The sequence below is a fragment of the Hyphomicrobiales bacterium genome (assembly GCA_016710435.1).
Classification (GTDB): Bacteria; Pseudomonadota; Alphaproteobacteria; order Rhizobiales; family Aestuariivirgaceae; genus Aestuariivirga.
This window is the reverse complement of record JADJVV010000032.1, coordinates 1-15,702: the sequence shown is the minus strand read 5'-3', so window position 1 is coordinate 15,702 and position 15,702 is coordinate 1. Positions and strand designations below refer to the sequence as shown.

The window sequence follows — 15,702 nt, the reverse complement described above, 5'->3', positions numbered from 1 at the left end:
AAATTGCTCAAACTTTTTTTTTCACACAGCGAGGATGCGATGGTGCGCGGGCGCAAGGCGTTGCCGGATGAGATCAAGGCGCTCAAGGGCAATCCCGGGAAGCGCCGCCTCCATCTGGCGCGGCAATCCGACGAGCCGATCGCGCGGATCCCGCCGCCGGCCTTCATAACCTCACCAGAGGAACGGAAGATTTTCGCTCGCGCCTGCGAAGCGCTGAACACGGCGCGCTATATCCGCGCCACCGATGCCGATGCCCTCGGCCGCTGGGCCGTCTATCTCGCCCGCTGGGTGTCGATCAAGAAGCGGCTCACCGGCAAGAAGGCGGATGTCTACTACGAGACGGCGAGCAAGCACGGCAAGATGCTCCGCGTGCACCCGCTCTTCGCCTCGCTGTTCAAGGTCGAGCAGCACATCATGGCCCTGGAGGACCGCCTCGGCCTCAACCCGACGTCGCGGCAGTCGATCGTGCGCGGGCTGATCAACGCCCCGCAACTGCCGCCCGGAGACCTGTTCGGTGATGGTGTTGAGAAGCCGCAGGGTGCGGAGAAGCCGAAGGAGTCTGCTGGACTTGGGGAAAGCCCGATCGGCTTTCTCAACCGTCCGCATTGAACCATGGAATACTATTACGACGCGGGACTGGCCGAGAGTGCGGTGCAGTTCTTCCCGCGCTACCTGTGCCTGACGGAAGGTGAGTGGGCCGGACGGCCCTTCTATCTGTCGAAGCACCAGGCCGATCACGTGCGCCAGATCTTCGGATGGCGGCGCAAATCGGACGGCCTGCGCCGCTACCGCCGCGTGCGCTGGTGGGAGCCGCGCAAGAACGGCAAGACCGAACTCGCCGCCGGCATCGGCCACATGCTGCTGATGGGCGACGGCGAACCCGGTGCGCAGATCTTCAGCTGCGCCACGGACAAGAGCCAGGCGAAGATTTCCTTCGAGCGCGCCTCGAAGATGGTGAGCTTCTCGCCGGAGCTTGCCCAGCACATCGAACCGAACCAGACCGGGTTGTTCTGCCCGAGCCTGATGGGATCGTGGCGGCCGCTCTCGGGCATTCCCAAGGGCAAGCACGGCCTGAACCCGCACTGCATCATCGGCGACGAGGCGCATGAATGGCGCGACTCCCGCCTGCACACCTTTCTCGTCCAGGGCATGGGCGCACGCCGCCAGCCCCTCGACTTCATCATCTCGACGGCGGGAGAGCGCGTCGGCTTCGGCTGGGAGCTGTGGAACACATCGGTGAAGATCCGCGATGGCATCATCGAGGACCCCGAGACCTATGTGGTGATCTACTGCGCCGACCAGGACGACGACTGGACCGATCCGGCAATCTGGGCGAAGGCCAACCCGAACCTCGGCACCTCGCTCAAGCTCTCCTACCTCGAAGACCAGTGCCGGCAGGCCATGGAAAGCCCGCGCCTCGAGAACGACTTCAAGCGCTATCACCTGAACCTGTGGGTAGAACAGGCGGTGCGCTGGCTGCCCATGGACCACTGGCGCCAGTGCTCGGACTACAGCAAGGCGGATGAAGCCTGGCGCACGTTGGGCAACAGCCTCAAGGGCCGGACCTGCTATGCCGGGCTCGATCTTGCGAGCACCTCGGACATCACCGCACTGGTGTTGTGGTTTCCGCCGCTCGGCAACGAACGGCCGGTGATCCTCTGCCGCTTCTTCGTGCCCGAAGAGGCGATCACGGTGCGCTCGCGCCGCGACCGCGTGCCCTATGACCTGTGGAAGCGCTCGGGCGCACTCATCGCCACCCCGGGCAACGTGACGGACTATGATTTCGTCAAGGAACAGATCTTCCGCGATGCGGCCGACTTCCGCATCGAGAAGCTGGGGTTCGACCCGTGGAACGCCACGCAACTGAGCATCCAGCTCAAGGGCGAGGGTTTGCCGGTGGAGGAATACCGGCAGGGCTTCGGCTCGCTCAACGCGCCTTCGAAGGAACTGGAACGCCTGGTGATGAGCCATGCGATCGAGCACGGCCACCACCCGGTTCTGGAATGGATGGCCTCCAACGTGGCGATCACCTCGGACGCGGCCGGCAACATCAAGGCCGCCAAGGACAAGTCGACGGAGAAGATCGACGGCATCGCCGCCTGCGTGGTGGCGCTCGGCGTCGGCTGGAAGCCCGCCGAACCCAAGGCAACAATCGACGGAATGCTGGCCTGAGACGGGGCCGCAGCAGGAGCAATGACCATGATCATCCGCAAGACCGGCAGCGGCCAGACGGCCGGCCTCGAGTTCGTGCTCTCCGACGCGACGATCGACAGCTATGGCGACATGATCGAACCGTCGGGCTGGGACCTCCGGAACTTCAAGAAGAATCCCATTGCGCTCTTCAGCCACGCCAGCAGCTGGCCGATCGGCATCTGGGAAGACGTGCGCGTCGAGGGCGGCAAGCTGCTGGGCCGCCTGAAGCTCGCGGCCCGTGGCACGAGTTCGCGCATCGATGAACTGATCAGCCTTGTGGAACAGGGCATTTTGCGCGCGGTCTCGGTGGGATTCGTGCCGGTCAAATCGGAACCACTCGACCCCGCCCGGCCCTATGGCCCGCAACGCTACATCAAGCAGGAGCTGCGCGAGTGCTCGCTCGTCTCGGTCCCGGCCAATCCGGCGGCCCTGGCGCTTGCCAAGTCGCTCAACCTTTCACCCGAAACCATGTCCCTGGCCTTTGGCGAGCACGCCGATGCGAGGCGAAGGGACGTGTCTCCAGGCGGCGGGCAGGCCGCATCACCCCGATACCCGCTCAACAAAGGACAACACATCATGAAGACCCTCGCTCAGCGCATCACCGATGCGCAGGACGCCCTTAACAGCAAGCGCGACAAGCTGGCTGAACTCAACGCCGCCGATGATCTCGACCTCGATGCGATCGAGGCCGTGACGGCGGAAGTCGACACCGCCGAGCGCACCCTCTCGGTGCTGAAGGGAGCCGAGGCCAAGATCGGCCGCGACCCCGTCACCCCCGCCGCCGGTTCTGCCGCAGCCGCTCCGCCGATCGCCCGCCGTCCGCTGGGCTTTGCCCAGAAGGAAGTGAAGGGCCGCGACCTGATGGTGCGCGCCGCCGTCGCCAATGCGATCTCGCTCATCACGGGCAAGGAGATCAAGCGGGTGCTCGATGAACGCTACCCCGGCCATGAAGCGACCGCCGTCATCTGCAAGGCCGACCAGACCCTGGGCACGACCGGCGTCTCGGGCTGGGCCTCTGAACTGATCCAGACGGCCTATGCCGACTTCCTGACGGCGCTCACCGGCTTCTCGATCTATCCCGCTCTCCGTGATCGCGGCGTCGGCCTCAGCTTCGATGGTGCCGGCACGGTGTCGATCCCCAGCCGCACCGCGGGCGGCTCCGGTGGCGGCTTCGTGGCGGAAGGCTCGCCCATCCGCGTCGGCCGCATCACCACGGCAGCGACCACGATGACGCCCAGCAAGATGGGCGTGATCATCCCGTTCTCGAAGGAACTGGCCAAGCGTTCGACGCCGGCGATCGAAGCGCTCGTCCGCCAGGCCATCCTCGAGGATACCTCGTCCGTGCTCGACCCGCTGCTGCTCGATGCCGTCGCCTCCTCGACGGCCCGTCCGGCAGGTCTCCTGAACGGCGTGAGCGCTGCCGCCAACGGCTTTGCCGGCGGCGACTATGCGGCGGTGAAGGAAGACTTCAAGGCGCTGCTCGCGCCCTTCATCGCGGCCAATGCCGCCGACAACATCACCGTGGTGATGAATTCGGCGCAGGGCCTGAGCCTCGCGCTCATGGAGGGTCCGATCGGCAACCCCGATTGGTTCAAGGCGATCCGCGACCGCGTCACGCTCATCGAGTCGACGCACGCCACGGCCAACCGCCTCATCGCACTCCGCAACTCGGACTTCGCCACGGCGACGGGCGATGCGCCGGAGTTCGATGTCTCCGAACAGGCGACCATCCACATGGAAGACACCACGCCGCTCGAGATCGTGAGCGGCACCGGCCCGACCGCGGCCGACCCGGTGCGCAGCCTGTGGCAGACCAACAGCGTGGGCATCCGCATGCTCATGGACATCAGCTGGAAGATGCGCCGCACCGGCATGGTGCAGTGGATCGACACCACCACCTGGTAACCAGCCGGAGGGCGGCCTGACGGGCGGCCCTCCATCCCCCACATCTTCCACCCATGAAACCCGCAACCCATTTCCAGGGACCACACACCATGACCATGCGCAGACACGTTGTCTCCGTGACCACGGCCTCGGACGGCTCGGCCACGGCTTACTCGCCCTACATCTCGGGCAAGATCCACGCCATCCACTACGTCAAGACCGACTTCACCGATGGTGTCGACTTCACCATCACTGCGGAAGCAACGGCCGAGACCATCTGGACGGAAGCCAATGTCAACGCCGCCAAGGCCTGCTTCCCGCGCGGCGCCACCCATTCCAATGCCGGCGTTGCAGCGCTCTATGCCTCGGGCGGCGTTGCCGTGAACGACAAGATCGCCCTCGGCCGAGACCGCGTGAAGATTGCGATCGCATCGGGGGGCAACGCCAAGACCGGCGCATTCCACATCCTCGTCGAAGACTGACGCCTGACCTCGCGCAGGGCGGCACCGTTGCCGTGCCGCCCTGTTCCTTCAACCGGAGATCCCGCCCATGCGTGAAACTTGGTATGTCCTGGACGACGGCACGCCTGTCGATCCCAATGAATGCGCAACGGGCGATGATGGCGTGCTGCGCCATGCCAGCGGTTCCGCCGTCGCCATGCGTGGCCAGGTGCCGCGCTCGCGCGGCATGGACGCGCACGAGATGGAGGCCGCCCGCACAGCCTCACCTTCACCTTCCAGCAAGGGCCGCGAGCTGAAGCCGGAAGATACCAAGCGCGGCTACAAGACCAGGAAGGCCTGACGCCGTGGCCAATGTGCTCTCCCGCCTTGTGCCGTCCTGGCTGAAGCGTTCGGTGTCCGAGGGACAATACCGTCCGGGGCCCTATGCCCTCACGGGCGGATTCCTCTCGGCCTCCGCCGGCCGCTTCATGAACTGGTGGCAGATGGGCTATTCGCTGAACCCCTATGGCGAGAGCACCGCCATGGTCGAGGCCTGTGTCTCGGCCTATGCCCAGACGGTGGCCATGTGCCCCGGCACGCACTGGCGCAAACTTGAAAATGGCGGCCGCGAGCGCGTCGAGAATTCCGACCTGTCGCGCATCCTGCAGCGCCCCAACGATTACCAGACAATTTCCGACCTGCTGCTGAACCTCACCCGCCGCCTCTACGAGGACGGCGAAGCCTTCGCCGTTGCCATCCGCAACGGCCGTGGCGAGGTGGACGAGCTGCACCTCATGCGCCACGGCGCGCCCTTTATCGCCGCCTCGGATGGCTCGATCTTCTACCGCCTGTCGGGCAACGAGGTGGCCGAATACCGTTTCGACCTTTCCGCCCCGGTCCCGGCCCGCGATGTGCTGCATGTGCGCCTGCACACGCCGCGCAATCCGCTGAAGGGTGAAAGCCCGATCCTCGCCACGGTGCTCGACCGCGCCCTGGCCGGTGCCGCCCTCAACCAGCAGGTCGCCTTCTATCTCAACCAGGCGCGGCCCTCCTTCACCCTCGAAACCGACCAGCAGCTCACGCCGGAGCAGGCCAGGGAACTTCGCACCCGCTGGGATGAACAGACCAAGGGCGAGAATGCCGGCGGCACGCCGATCCTCGCCTGGGGCCTCAAGGCCGTTCCGCAGACCATGAAGGCGTCCGACTCGCAGCTGGCGGAACTGCTGAAGCTCAGCGACCAGAGTGTGGCCCTCGCCTTCCGCATGCCGCTGCAGGTGCTGGGGCTGGGCGGCACGTCCTTCGCTTCGACCGAACTGCTGATGCAGTCGTGGATCGCGTCGGGCCTCGGCTTCTGCCTCAACCACATCGAGGAGGCCTTCGGCCAGCTCTTCCGGCTGAGGGGCCTTCCCAGCGAATACCTCGAACTCGACACCGCGGCCCTGCAGCGCAGCGCCTTCCGTGAGCGCATGGAAGGCCTGTCGCGGGCCGTGATCACCGGCATCTTTTCCCCCGACGAAGCGCGCGAGAAGGAAGACCTCGCCGCCGTCGAAGGGGGCCATGGCCGCATGCCGCGCGTGCAGCAGCAGGTGGTGCCACTGAGTTACGGAACAGACCTCAAGCCGCCCGATCCCGCCAAGGCCCTGCCGCCGCCCCCCGCAGCGGATCCTGCGGGCGAGGGGGACGGCACCGGCGACGGTGCGGACACGCCGGACGGCAATGCGGACGACACATCGGGGCGCAGCTTCGACGACTTCGGAAAGCAGATCGATGAGCTCACAGCAAAACACGCTCAAAGCCTTCATTGACGCCGCCGCCGACCGGATTGCCAAGGCGATCGTGGCCATGCGCCACGAGATGCTGGCCGACCGGACACTTCTCCAGGCGTGGCACGATGGCAAGGCGGCAGAATTCAACCAGGCCATCGACGGGATCAACGCCCGCTGTGCCGCGCTGCGCGACGGCACGGATGGTGCGCCCGGTGCCGCCGGCGAACGGGGAGAACAGGGACTTCCGGGAGTCACCGGAGATCAGGGATTGCCGGGGGTGCGGGGTGAGCCCGGCCTTGCCGGGCCGCCAGGTGAAAAGGGCGAGACGGGTCCGCAAGGGCCTGCCGGCCTGTTGCCCCAGGTCAAGGTTTGGGCTGATGGCGTCCATTATGCCGGGGCTGTCGTCACCTTCGAGGGTGCGACCTTCCAGGCGCGGCACGACACCGGCAAGGCGCCGCCGCATGACGACTGGCAGGTGCTGGCGGCGGCCGGACGGGACGGTGCCGATGGCCGTGCCACGCGGTTCTGTGGCACCCATGCGGCTGATGCGATCTATGCGGCGCTCGATGTCGTCGCGCTCAACGGTGCCTCCTTTGTTGCCCTCAGGGATGATCCGGGCCCATGTCCGGGTCCGGGATGGCAGCTCATGGTGGCGCAGGGAAAGCGCGGCCAGCCCGGCCCACAAGGGGAGCGTGGGGAACGTGGTGACCCCGGTCCCGCCATCGTGGCGATGAACGTCTCGGAGGAGGGCCTGCTCACGCTCCGCAATGCCGACGGCAGCGTCGTGACCTGCGATCTCTATCCGCTGCTGTCGAAGATCGGGTGAGACCATGACGCTGCGCGCAAGGATCACGGCGCCCCCGACGGTGCTGGCCGTCACGGTCGCTGAACTCAAGTCCCAGACCCGCTTTGACTGGGATGAAGAAGACGGCTACCTGGAGACGCTGCTCAAGGCAGCAATCACGCATCTTGAACAGATCTCGGGCCGCGCTTTTGTATCCCAGACAATGGTGCAGAGCTTCGATGAGTGCTGTGGCGTACTGCAGCTGGCGCGGGGCGACCTGATCTCTATCGAGAGCATCACCTATTACGACGCAGACGGTGCATCCCAGACAGCCGATGCCGGCATCTACGACGGCTACACCGATTATGCCGGGCCCTTCGTGGCGTTGAAGGCGGGCGAAAGCTGGCCCGCCACGGCAACACGGCCCGATGCCGTCACCGTCACCTGGAAGGCGGGATTTGGCGCTGCTGCCACCAGCGTTCCCGACGACATCAAGCACGCAATCAAGCTGCTCGCCGCACACTGGCATAAAAACCGCGAAGCGGTTGGCGAGGGCGGCTTTGAGGAGTTGCCGCTGGGCGTGAAGGCGCTGATCTCGTCCTACCGCATCATGTTCGTGTGAGGTGCCGCCTGCGCGGACGTTGCGATAATTTACCGACGATTCAAAGGAGATGACATATGGCAGACATTTCAATCACCGCCACCAGCGTTCTCGCCGCTGCTGACGCCATTACCGAGGCCGGTGTCCTTGGTGCCGCCGCCACCGCTGGCCAGGTGCTCTACAAGGACACGTCCGACGGATCGTGGAAGCTTGCTGACAACAATGGCGCAACAGCAGCTATTCGCACGCCGCAGGGCATTGCCCTCAACGGCGGTGCGAGTGGCCAGCCCATCAAGGTTTTGAAATCCGGCAACATCACCCTCAATGCGGTCCTGACTGCGGGTGTCGCCTACTATCTGAGCGACACGGCCGGGGGCATCTGTGCTGTGGCTGATCTCTCCAGCGGTGAATATCCGTCCGTGATTGGCATTGCCACGAGCACGACCGTGCTCAAAGTGAACATCACTTCAAGCGGTGTGGCGCTGTAAGAGCCATGAAAGCGGGCAGTCTCGACCGACGCATCACGATCCTCCGGGCATCCGTGTCGCGCAATTCCTTCAACGAGGAATTGCCGACCTGGAACCCGATGGCGACTGTGTGGGCGGGGGCAGTTCCGGTTTCTGACGGCGAGCGGCAGCGGGCAGGGGAAACCCTCGCCACTTCCAAATACCGGTTCACGGTGCGGCATTCCGCAATGGCCGCCACGGTGGACCCGCGTGACCGGATCAAGTTTGAAGACCGCCTGTTCGACGTGAACGGTGTCAAGGAAATTGGCCGCCGGGAAGGCTACGAGATTACGGCAACAGCAAGGGCTGAACATCCGTGAAGCTCTACATGAGGGCGACCGGCTTCAAGGAACTGGATGCCGCTCTCGGGCAGCTGTCCAAAGCTGCCGCCAAACGCACCTTGCTGCGCACCCTTGCAAAGGCTGCACAGCCGATTGCGAACGCCGCCCAGGCCAATGCTCCCGTGGAAACAGGAGCATTGCGGTCCAGTATCAAGGTTGGAACGCGGATCGGCAACAATGTGGGCCGCGCCGAGTTTGCGGAGGTGATGAGAGGTGGCGGATCAAAAGGGCAGGCCCTCGCCGCGATGCGCGATGCCAGGCGCAATGCCAGTGGCGGTACATTCGCAATGGCATTTGTTGGCCCCGAGAAGGCGAAGTCGAAGCGCTTCGCAATCAAGGCCATCGTGCAGGAGTTCGGTTCCGTGAAACAGGCGCCGCAGCCTTACCTGCGGCCGGCATGGGATGCCGAGAAGATGAACGCGCTTGCGATATGCCGACGAGAGCTGGCTGGCGAGATCATCGCCACGGCAAAGCGTATCGCAAAGAGCAAGCGACAGTCGTTGGCGGTGAAAAATGCCGCATCCATGGCTGCGCTGATGGCACACGAACTTGGGGGCTGATCGTGGAAGAGTCGTTGATCGCGCTTCTGCTGGCATCGACCGGGGTGTCAGACCTCGTTTCCGCCCGCGTGAACTGGAATAGGATCGCGCCGCCGGCGGGCTCCCCTACGTCATCCTGCGGCGCATTTCCGGGGTCCGCGACTACAAGTTGAGCGGCGCAACTGGCCTCGTGGAAAGCCGCGTTCAGGTTGATTGCTACGGCAGCACATATGCCAGCGCAAAGGCTGTGGCGCGGGCAGTGGAAGCGGTGCTGTCAGGTTATAGTGGCACGCAAGGTGCAACGACATTCGACGGCATCTTTCTGATCGCTGAGCGCGATCTGATTGATGATGACGAATCCCCCGCCGATCTGCACGGGGTCTCACTCGATTTCATGGTTTGGCACAAATAGGAGATTGACCAAATGACAAGCGCAGCCATCGGCTACGGTTCATCCTTCGCCATCTACAGCGGCAGCGCCTATGTTGATGTTGCGGAAGTCACCAACATCACATGGCCTGGCTATTCACGTGACGCAGTGGACGCCACGCACATGGCGAGCCCCGACACCTTCCGGGAATACATCCCCGGCCTGATGGATGCCGGTGAAGTCACCATCGAACTGAATTTCGTGCCCTCGGCCTCTGACGTGATCGTGGCCGCCATGATCGCCGGGAAGGAGCTTTCCAGGTGAGGCACGCCAGCGGTGTGAAAGTGCAGTTTGACGCCATCGTCACGGCCTATGAGGCAACAGTTCCACTTGATGACAAGATGACGGCGAGCGCCACCTTCAAGGTGACCGGCAAACCGACGCTGCTGGCATCTTAACATGGCGAACAAGCATCGTGGCGAAGTCGTCCTCGAGGCAGACGGCAGGGCCTACACCATGCGGCTGTCGGCCAATGCGCTTTGTGAATTGGAAGGCGTGCTTCAGCGCAGCGCGCCGGAAGTGTTCTCGGGTCTGGAGAGTGTCGATTTCCGAAGCGTGCGGGCGATTGTCTGGGCAGCTCTCACCGAGAGCGTTCCGGGCATCACGCTCGTGGGTGCTGGAACCATCATCGATGATGTAGGTATAAAGGTTGCCGTGCTGAAAATCGCCCAGCTGGTCGCCGTCACCTTCCCGAAGGATGCCGGGGAGGCGTCACCGGAAAACCCTCTGTAGCGGGAGCGGGCTGGGATTGGCCGCGACTTCACTCTGATTGGGTGGAGATCGGACAGGAACCGGGCCGCTTCTGGATGCTGACTCCCGCCGAGATCGCTCGGGAAATGACTGCCACCATCACGCGCCTCGTGCGTGAACAGGACGACAGGGCCTGGACCGCCTGGCACATCGCAGCCCTGGGACGTTCCAAGAAGTTGCCCAAACTTCATGAAATGCAAAGCGGGAAAAAACCCCGGCGATCGCCGCCCCGCAAGCAGTCATCTGAAATTCAACTGGCACAGATGAAGGCCATCTTTCTGGCTTTCGGCGGTGACCCAAAAGAGTTGGTGAAGTTCAATGGCCGGTAATGCTGTCATCGGTTCACTTCGCGTCAACCTCGGCATGGACAGCGCCGAGTTCCAGAATGGAGCGAAGCGCGCGCAGAGCACGCTCGGCACTCTCGGTGCCGGCATCAAGGCATTCGCGGCCGGGGCAGTTGCCGCGCTGTCATTTGGCGCCATCACATCCTCGATCCGGGCGGCCGTCGATCACATGGATGAGATGGGGAAGGCCGCTCAGAAGATCGGCATCCCGGTTGAGCAGCTGTCCGGACTGGAATATGCCGCCCGCCTTGCTGACGTGAGCCTTGAGGGGCTTTCGTCTAACCTCTCGAAGTTCAACCGCTCCCTGGCCGAGATTGCAGGTGGCGGGAAAAACGATGCTGGGGCGGCGCTCAACGCAATCGGTGTTTCGGCACTTGATGCGAATGGAAAATTGCGCCCTACGGCCGAACTCATTGCCGATATTGCCGGAAAGTTCGGGGGCTACAGTGACGGGGCAGAGAAGGCGGCCCTGGCCCAGGCCCTGTTTGGCAAAGCCGGAGCGGACATGATCCCGCTTCTGAATGGCGGACGCGACGCCATCGCGGGCGCCACTGAGGAGGCCCGCAGGTTCGGTATTGTCACGAACGAGGAAGCGGCGCGCGCCGCCGAGGATTTCAACGACAATCTGACACGACTCAAGGCCGCGGGCGAAGGGCTTTCACAGATCGTTGCAGGTGCGCTCATTCAATCCCTGGCCGATCTTTCAGGCAAGATCATCGAATATATCGACCTCGGCAGCAATGCCGAAAGGATCACCAACGCCATCCGGGTGATGTTCAACAACCTTGTGGCGATCGTGCGTGAGACGTCCGCCGAATTCCAGAAGATGAGTCTCATCTATGGCTACGTCATGGACTTCTTCACGAGCGGCACGAAGGCATCTCTCGATCCCGCAGGTGCCTGGACGGACCTGAAGGCCAAGATCGCGGCCATCAACGCGGAACTGGAGACGGCAAACCGCTATTCCCAGCAGTTCGTGAACAGCTACGGCAAGGGCAGTCTTCCAGGAACATCCGGAAGTGGAGGGGGCGGTGGAAAACCTCCTGCGCCGGTTCTGCCGCCCGCGACCCTCAAGGGCGGGGGCACAGCAACAAAGCCGCCGGCAAAAGAAGTCCAGGAGGTCACGAAGTCGCTGTACGACATGGACCTGGCGCTTGGCGAAGTTCGCACCACGGCACAAGACACCAGCAATGCCTTTGCTGAAACGATCGGCAACCAGATGCAGTCGTGGATCGATTCCGCGCTCAATGGGACGTTCGACCTGAAAGACGCCTTGAAGGACCTGCTGTCCAGCCTTGCAAAGGTCGGGATCAACAGCGTGTTCCAGGCACTGGCTGGCGGCGGCGCGGCCGGCGGTCAATCATTCCTCGGCGGATTGTTCGGCTTCGCCTCGGGGGGGACCATCATGCCCGGCGGCACGGGCGGGATCGACAGCCAGCTTGTGGCGTTCCGCAAGTCGCCAAATGAACGAGTTGACATCACCAAACCGGGTCAGACGCTCTCGTCGGGCGGCGGTGCAATGACCGTGAATATCAATGCGCCGAACTCTGACCGGCAAGGCCTCGCGGTGCTCACGCAGGAGGTGCGGAACCTCCGCAAGAACTTCAACAAGGGTGCCATCTCCGCATATCAGCGCGAAGCGGCGGCCAATCCGGGGTTCAGGGGATGACAACACTGCAATGGCCGGGAAGTTCGGACTTCACGCCAATGTCCGGAAAGTTCCGGCTGGCTCCGATCAACCAGTATTCCACCTCGCCCTACACCGGCGCGGGCAAGTCGATCTCGCTTGATACGGTATGGCGGGCCGATCTCACGTGGAACAGCCGCGACCTGGATAGCGGCATCGACTTTCAAGGCTTCATCGAAGCCCTTGAGGGGGCGGCAACACCCGTGGCGCTGTTCGATTGGTGGCGGCCGTTCCCGAGGGCGCTCGCGGGCGGCGTTACCGGCTTTTCCGACGGCACTCTGTTCGATGACGGCACTGGTTTCGAAGACGGCTGGTCGCCGGCCATCGTCACGGCCGCTGCCAAGGGCGAACGCCGTGTTCACATGAGCGGCCTTCCTGTGTCTCAGGAGTGCTTTCGGCGTGGTGACCTGTTCGGGATCAATGGATACCTCTACGAGGTCAAGGCGGCAGCTCAGTCAAACGCGGCCGGGGAATCCCTCGTAAATATCCTGCCGGGCCTTCGCGCCGGTGTGGCCACAGGAGATGCCGTGACGTTGTGGCGGCCGAGGGTGACCATGCGACTGGTGCCAAACGACGACATCCTGAACCGCACGTTCAACATTCATGATCCCTTCACCCTGGCGTTTGTGGAGGACATTCCGTGAAGTCCATCTCGATTGCCATGGATGATGCCTTGCATGGCAAGTCCGTGCGTGCGGCACTTCTCACCGCGTTCGAGTTGACAACGGGCACGCACTATTTCTGGAGCGGGGCCGGTACTCTCACGTGGGACGGAAGAGACTTCCTCGGCGTCGGCCGGCTTGGGCGCATTTCCGGCGCGGGGGAAACTGCTGAAATCCGCACCACCGAAACCAGCTACACGATCGCGGGTGTCACCGACTTTCCGCAGTTGAGTGAGTTTCTGGACACGCCGGTCCGCGGTTGCCATGCGCGGGCGTGGCTTGCGCTTCTGGATGACAATGGCGTCGTGATCCCGGACCCGATCCTGATTGACGAAAGCATTCTTGACACAGTGACAACCTCAATTGCGGAGGATGGTTCGGCTGTGGTCACACTGAATGCCACATCGGCCGTCTTCTACTGGCAGCGGCCCATTTCCCGCTATATCACGAACGAGGATCAGCAGGTGAATTTCGCGGGAGACACCGGCTTCGACCGCATCCCTACCGAAGTCGCCTCAAAGCAGGTGAGCTGGACCCGGACATGACACTGATCGAAGCAATTTCCATTGCCTGCATCGACGCCCTGGGCCGCGCGCCGGTGTGGGGCGAGGATGACTGCTGCACCTTCGCTTGCGATGCCGTGAAGGCGGCCCACGGCATCGACCTGATGGAGCCGTTGCGTGGCAAGTACAGCGACGCCGAAACCGCCGCGGCCGCCATGTGGCGCTATGCGTCGGGTGGCCTGGGTGAGACGGCGGTGAAACTGTCCCGACGCGCCGCCCTCACACCCGTCGCCTTTCCCTTCGATGGGGCGGAGATCGGCGTCATCTCTTCCATCATCGGCCCGCAGCTCGCCGTTTCGGACGGCACCGCCTGGGTGGCGCGCATCGGTGGTGGGGTGACTCGCGTGCCGCTGTGGCGCGCCGTGCTGGCCTGGAGGGTGAGCTGATGCCTTTTGCTGCACCGCTCGCCTTCGCCCCTTTGCTCTCGTTCCTCGCCACGCCGATCATTGGTGGCCTGACCATCGGCAGTGTCGTGACGACGGTGGCGCTCTCAGGAGCCTCATACGCCATCAACAAGGCGCTTGCGCCAAAGGTCAAAGGCAGTGGCCTTGATGAAGGACAGAAGTCTACCATCCAGCAGGCCGTGCCGTCACAACGGCTGATCTACGGCAAATCACTAGTTGGCGGCCCCATCTTCTTCTACGAATGCAAGCCGCCCTATCTCTACATCGGCATCGTGCTGGCAAGCCATGAGATCGATGCCGTGGAGAAGTTCTACATCAACGGCAAGCTGATCGCCTTCGACGGGACGGGATCTGTCTCCACATCGAATTTCGTGAACGGGGCAACGCCCTATGTCTATGCCAGTGTCCGGCTCGGCACCGACACCCAGGCGATCGACCCCATCCTGGCCGCCGACTTCCCCGAACTGCCCTCCACCTTCCGGCAGCGCGGCCATGCCACCATCGTGCTCAAGTGCGACTATGGCTCCAGCGCCGATGATCATGAAAAATACTGGGGTAGCGGCGCTCCGCAGCTGCAGTTTCTCGTGCGCGGCATGAAGGTCTATGATCCTCTGGACGCAGCGCAGTCGATTTCCGATCCGGCAACCTGGCAATGGAGCGACAACGCCTCGCTGTGCCTTGCCCACTATCTGACCTATGCTAAGGGGTGTAACCTCTCATGGGACAGTCTTGATACCGCCGAATTGAAGATAGCGGCGACCCATGACAATGAATCCGTGACACTTGCAAGCGGTGAGGTCGAGGCCAGATACACCATCAACGGCGTGGTCGATCTGGCCACCGATCCAGCCGAAGTGGTGCAAAACATGCTGACCGCCAATCTCGGCAAACTGATCTGGCGAGCAGGCGTCTATTCGATCCTGTCTGGCGTGGCGCGCAATCCGGTATGGACCTTCAACGATGATAGCGCCCGAGGCGATATGTCTGTGCGGCAGCACCGCGACCGCAAAAGCCTGATCAATGTGGTCCGCACTGTGTTTGTTGCCCCAGACCGGGAGTACCAGACCGCAAACGGGCCCGTGCTCCGCAATGCCACCTATGTCGCTGCTGATGGTGTTGACCAGGAGATGACCATCACACTGCCCTTCACGGCCTCCCACCAAACGGCACAACGGATTGCCAAGGCAACGATGGAGCGGTCCCGCCTTGGCAAGACGATGTCTCGGCGTGAAGACATGGAGGGCTTGCGCCTGAACGCTGGTGACGTCGCCAATATCGAGGTTGGTTTCCTGGCTGCTCTTGGGGGCACGTTCGAGATCAACCTCTGCAAACTTGATCCCGACAAGTTCGAAGTCGAGATCGAGGCGGAAGAGTATGATGCCTCGATCTACGATTGGTCGGCGTCCGAAGAGCAGGCCTTCACCATCGCACCCGCCGAGCTGGCCGGGGTGAACTGAGGATAAACAATGGCGAATACCGACTTCGATACGCTGCTCACCGGAGTGGCGCCGGTGAACCGTGACGGCTTGATACAGGCGCTCGAGAAGCGGGCGTTGTATGTCGTCATCGAGGGCGAAGACCCGCAGGACCTGACGCCTGGCTACGTCACTCACATCGCTTTCGGCGGGCTGGTGTTCTGGTACGATTCCACCGATGCGACGACGCCCCATGACGGGCTGACCTGCCTTGTCTCGGCCGACGGCAAGCGCTTCAAGGCCGATGCGCTTGCAGGGGCACAGCGCCGCCACTGGCTGGTACAGGACAAGGACCTGACGACGCCGCCCGGCAGCCCCACCACGGGGCACTGC

Annotated in this window: 22 protein-coding genes; all 22 read left to right on the top strand. The window is 63.3% G+C overall.

Translation table 11 applies throughout. The features are described from left to right. Positions 1 to 39: 39 nt before the first annotated feature. A complete protein-coding gene (locus IPM06_20605; protein ID MBK8772811.1) occupies positions 40 to 609 on the top strand; it encodes a P27 family phage terminase small subunit in 570 nt (189 codons plus the stop codon). A gap of 3 nt (positions 610 to 612) precedes the next feature. Next, complete coding sequence (locus tag IPM06_20600; protein ID MBK8772810.1) at positions 613 to 2,172, top strand: terminase large subunit; 1,560 nt, start codon at positions 613 to 615, stop codon at positions 2,170 to 2,172. 21 nt (positions 2,173 to 2,193) lie between these two features. Next, positions 2,194 to 4,098 (top strand): phage major capsid protein, encoded by a 1,905-nt coding sequence (locus tag IPM06_20595; protein ID MBK8772809.1) that lies wholly within the window; start codon positions 2,194 to 2,196, stop codon positions 4,096 to 4,098. 95 nt (positions 4,099 to 4,193) lie between these two features. Then, positions 4,194 to 4,559, top strand: coding sequence for a hypothetical protein (locus tag IPM06_20590; protein MBK8772808.1), 366 nt, complete (start codon positions 4,194 to 4,196; stop codon positions 4,557 to 4,559). A 67-nt stretch (positions 4,560 to 4,626) separates the two neighbouring features. Further along, a complete protein-coding gene (locus IPM06_20585; protein MBK8772807.1) occupies positions 4,627 to 4,878 on the top strand; it encodes a hypothetical protein in 252 nt (83 codons plus the stop codon). A gap of 4 nt (positions 4,879 to 4,882) precedes the next feature. After that, positions 4,883 to 6,322, top strand: coding sequence for a phage portal protein (locus IPM06_20580; protein MBK8772806.1), 1,440 nt, complete (start codon positions 4,883 to 4,885; stop codon positions 6,320 to 6,322). Beyond that, a complete protein-coding gene (locus tag IPM06_20575; protein MBK8772805.1) occupies positions 6,234 to 7,109 on the top strand; it encodes a collagen-like protein in 876 nt (291 codons plus the stop codon). Before IPM06_20580 ends, IPM06_20575 begins: the two co-directional genes overlap by 89 nt. A 4-nt stretch (positions 7,110 to 7,113) precedes the next feature. Continuing rightward, the gene (locus tag IPM06_20570; protein MBK8772804.1) at positions 7,114 to 7,689 is read left to right on the top strand and encodes a phage head-tail connector protein; all 576 of its coding nucleotides are present in this window, start codon (positions 7,114 to 7,116) and stop codon (positions 7,687 to 7,689) included. A gap of 56 nt (positions 7,690 to 7,745) precedes the next feature. Further along, complete coding sequence (locus IPM06_20565) at positions 7,746 to 8,156, top strand: hypothetical protein (protein ID MBK8772803.1); 411 nt, start codon at positions 7,746 to 7,748, stop codon at positions 8,154 to 8,156. A gap of 53 nt (positions 8,157 to 8,209) precedes the next feature. Beyond that, complete coding sequence (locus IPM06_20560) at positions 8,210 to 8,494, top strand: phage head closure protein (protein ID MBK8772802.1); 285 nt, start codon at positions 8,210 to 8,212, stop codon at positions 8,492 to 8,494. Next, positions 8,491 to 9,075 (top strand): HK97 gp10 family phage protein, encoded by a 585-nt coding sequence (locus IPM06_20555; GenBank protein ID MBK8772801.1) that lies wholly within the window; start codon positions 8,491 to 8,493, stop codon positions 9,073 to 9,075. The genes IPM06_20560 and IPM06_20555 overlap by 4 nt, the downstream gene beginning before the upstream one ends. 112 nt (positions 9,076 to 9,187) lie before the next feature. Further along, positions 9,188 to 9,466 carry a hypothetical protein gene (locus IPM06_20550; GenBank protein ID MBK8772800.1) on the top strand — a complete coding sequence of 93 codons (279 nt, stop codon included), beginning with the start codon at positions 9,188 to 9,190 and terminating at the stop codon, positions 9,464 to 9,466. 12 nt (positions 9,467 to 9,478) lie between these two features. After that, positions 9,479 to 9,748: a hypothetical protein gene (locus IPM06_20545; GenBank protein MBK8772799.1), complete on the top strand. Its 270-nt coding sequence runs from the start codon at positions 9,479 to 9,481 to the stop codon at positions 9,746 to 9,748. Next, a complete protein-coding gene (locus tag IPM06_20540) occupies positions 9,745 to 9,882 on the top strand; it encodes a hypothetical protein (protein ID MBK8772798.1) in 138 nt (45 codons plus the stop codon). The genes IPM06_20545 and IPM06_20540 overlap by 4 nt, the downstream gene beginning before the upstream one ends. 1 nt (position 9,883) lies before the next feature. Continuing rightward, the gene (locus IPM06_20535) at positions 9,884 to 10,216 is read left to right on the top strand and encodes a hypothetical protein (protein ID MBK8772797.1); all 333 of its coding nucleotides are present in this window, start codon (positions 9,884 to 9,886) and stop codon (positions 10,214 to 10,216) included. A gap of 74 nt (positions 10,217 to 10,290) precedes the next feature. After that, a complete protein-coding gene (locus IPM06_20530; protein ID MBK8772796.1) occupies positions 10,291 to 10,563 on the top strand; it encodes a hypothetical protein in 273 nt (90 codons plus the stop codon). Beyond that, entirely contained in the window at positions 10,553 to 12,247 is a 1,695-nt protein-coding gene (locus IPM06_20525; protein MBK8772795.1) for a phage tail tape measure protein, read from the top strand. The genes IPM06_20530 and IPM06_20525 overlap by 11 nt, the downstream gene beginning before the upstream one ends. 38 nt (positions 12,248 to 12,285) lie before the next feature. Further along, a complete protein-coding gene (locus tag IPM06_20520; protein ID MBK8772794.1) occupies positions 12,286 to 12,909 on the top strand; it encodes a hypothetical protein in 624 nt (207 codons plus the stop codon). Beyond that, entirely contained in the window at positions 12,906 to 13,472 is a 567-nt protein-coding gene (locus IPM06_20515) for a hypothetical protein (GenBank protein MBK8772793.1), read from the top strand. The genes IPM06_20520 and IPM06_20515 overlap by 4 nt, the downstream gene beginning before the upstream one ends. Beyond that, positions 13,469 to 13,876: a hypothetical protein gene (locus IPM06_20510; protein MBK8772792.1), complete on the top strand. Its 408-nt coding sequence runs from the start codon at positions 13,469 to 13,471 to the stop codon at positions 13,874 to 13,876. The genes IPM06_20515 and IPM06_20510 overlap by 4 nt, the downstream gene beginning before the upstream one ends. Further along, the gene (locus tag IPM06_20505) at positions 13,876 to 15,351 is read left to right on the top strand and encodes a hypothetical protein (GenBank protein ID MBK8772791.1); all 1,476 of its coding nucleotides are present in this window, start codon (positions 13,876 to 13,878) and stop codon (positions 15,349 to 15,351) included. Before IPM06_20510 ends, IPM06_20505 begins: the two co-directional genes overlap by 1 nt. 9 nt (positions 15,352 to 15,360) lie before the next feature. Beyond that, positions 15,361 to 15,702 (top strand): hypothetical protein (locus IPM06_20500; GenBank protein MBK8772790.1); only part of this gene is annotated, 342 nt, incomplete at its 3' end.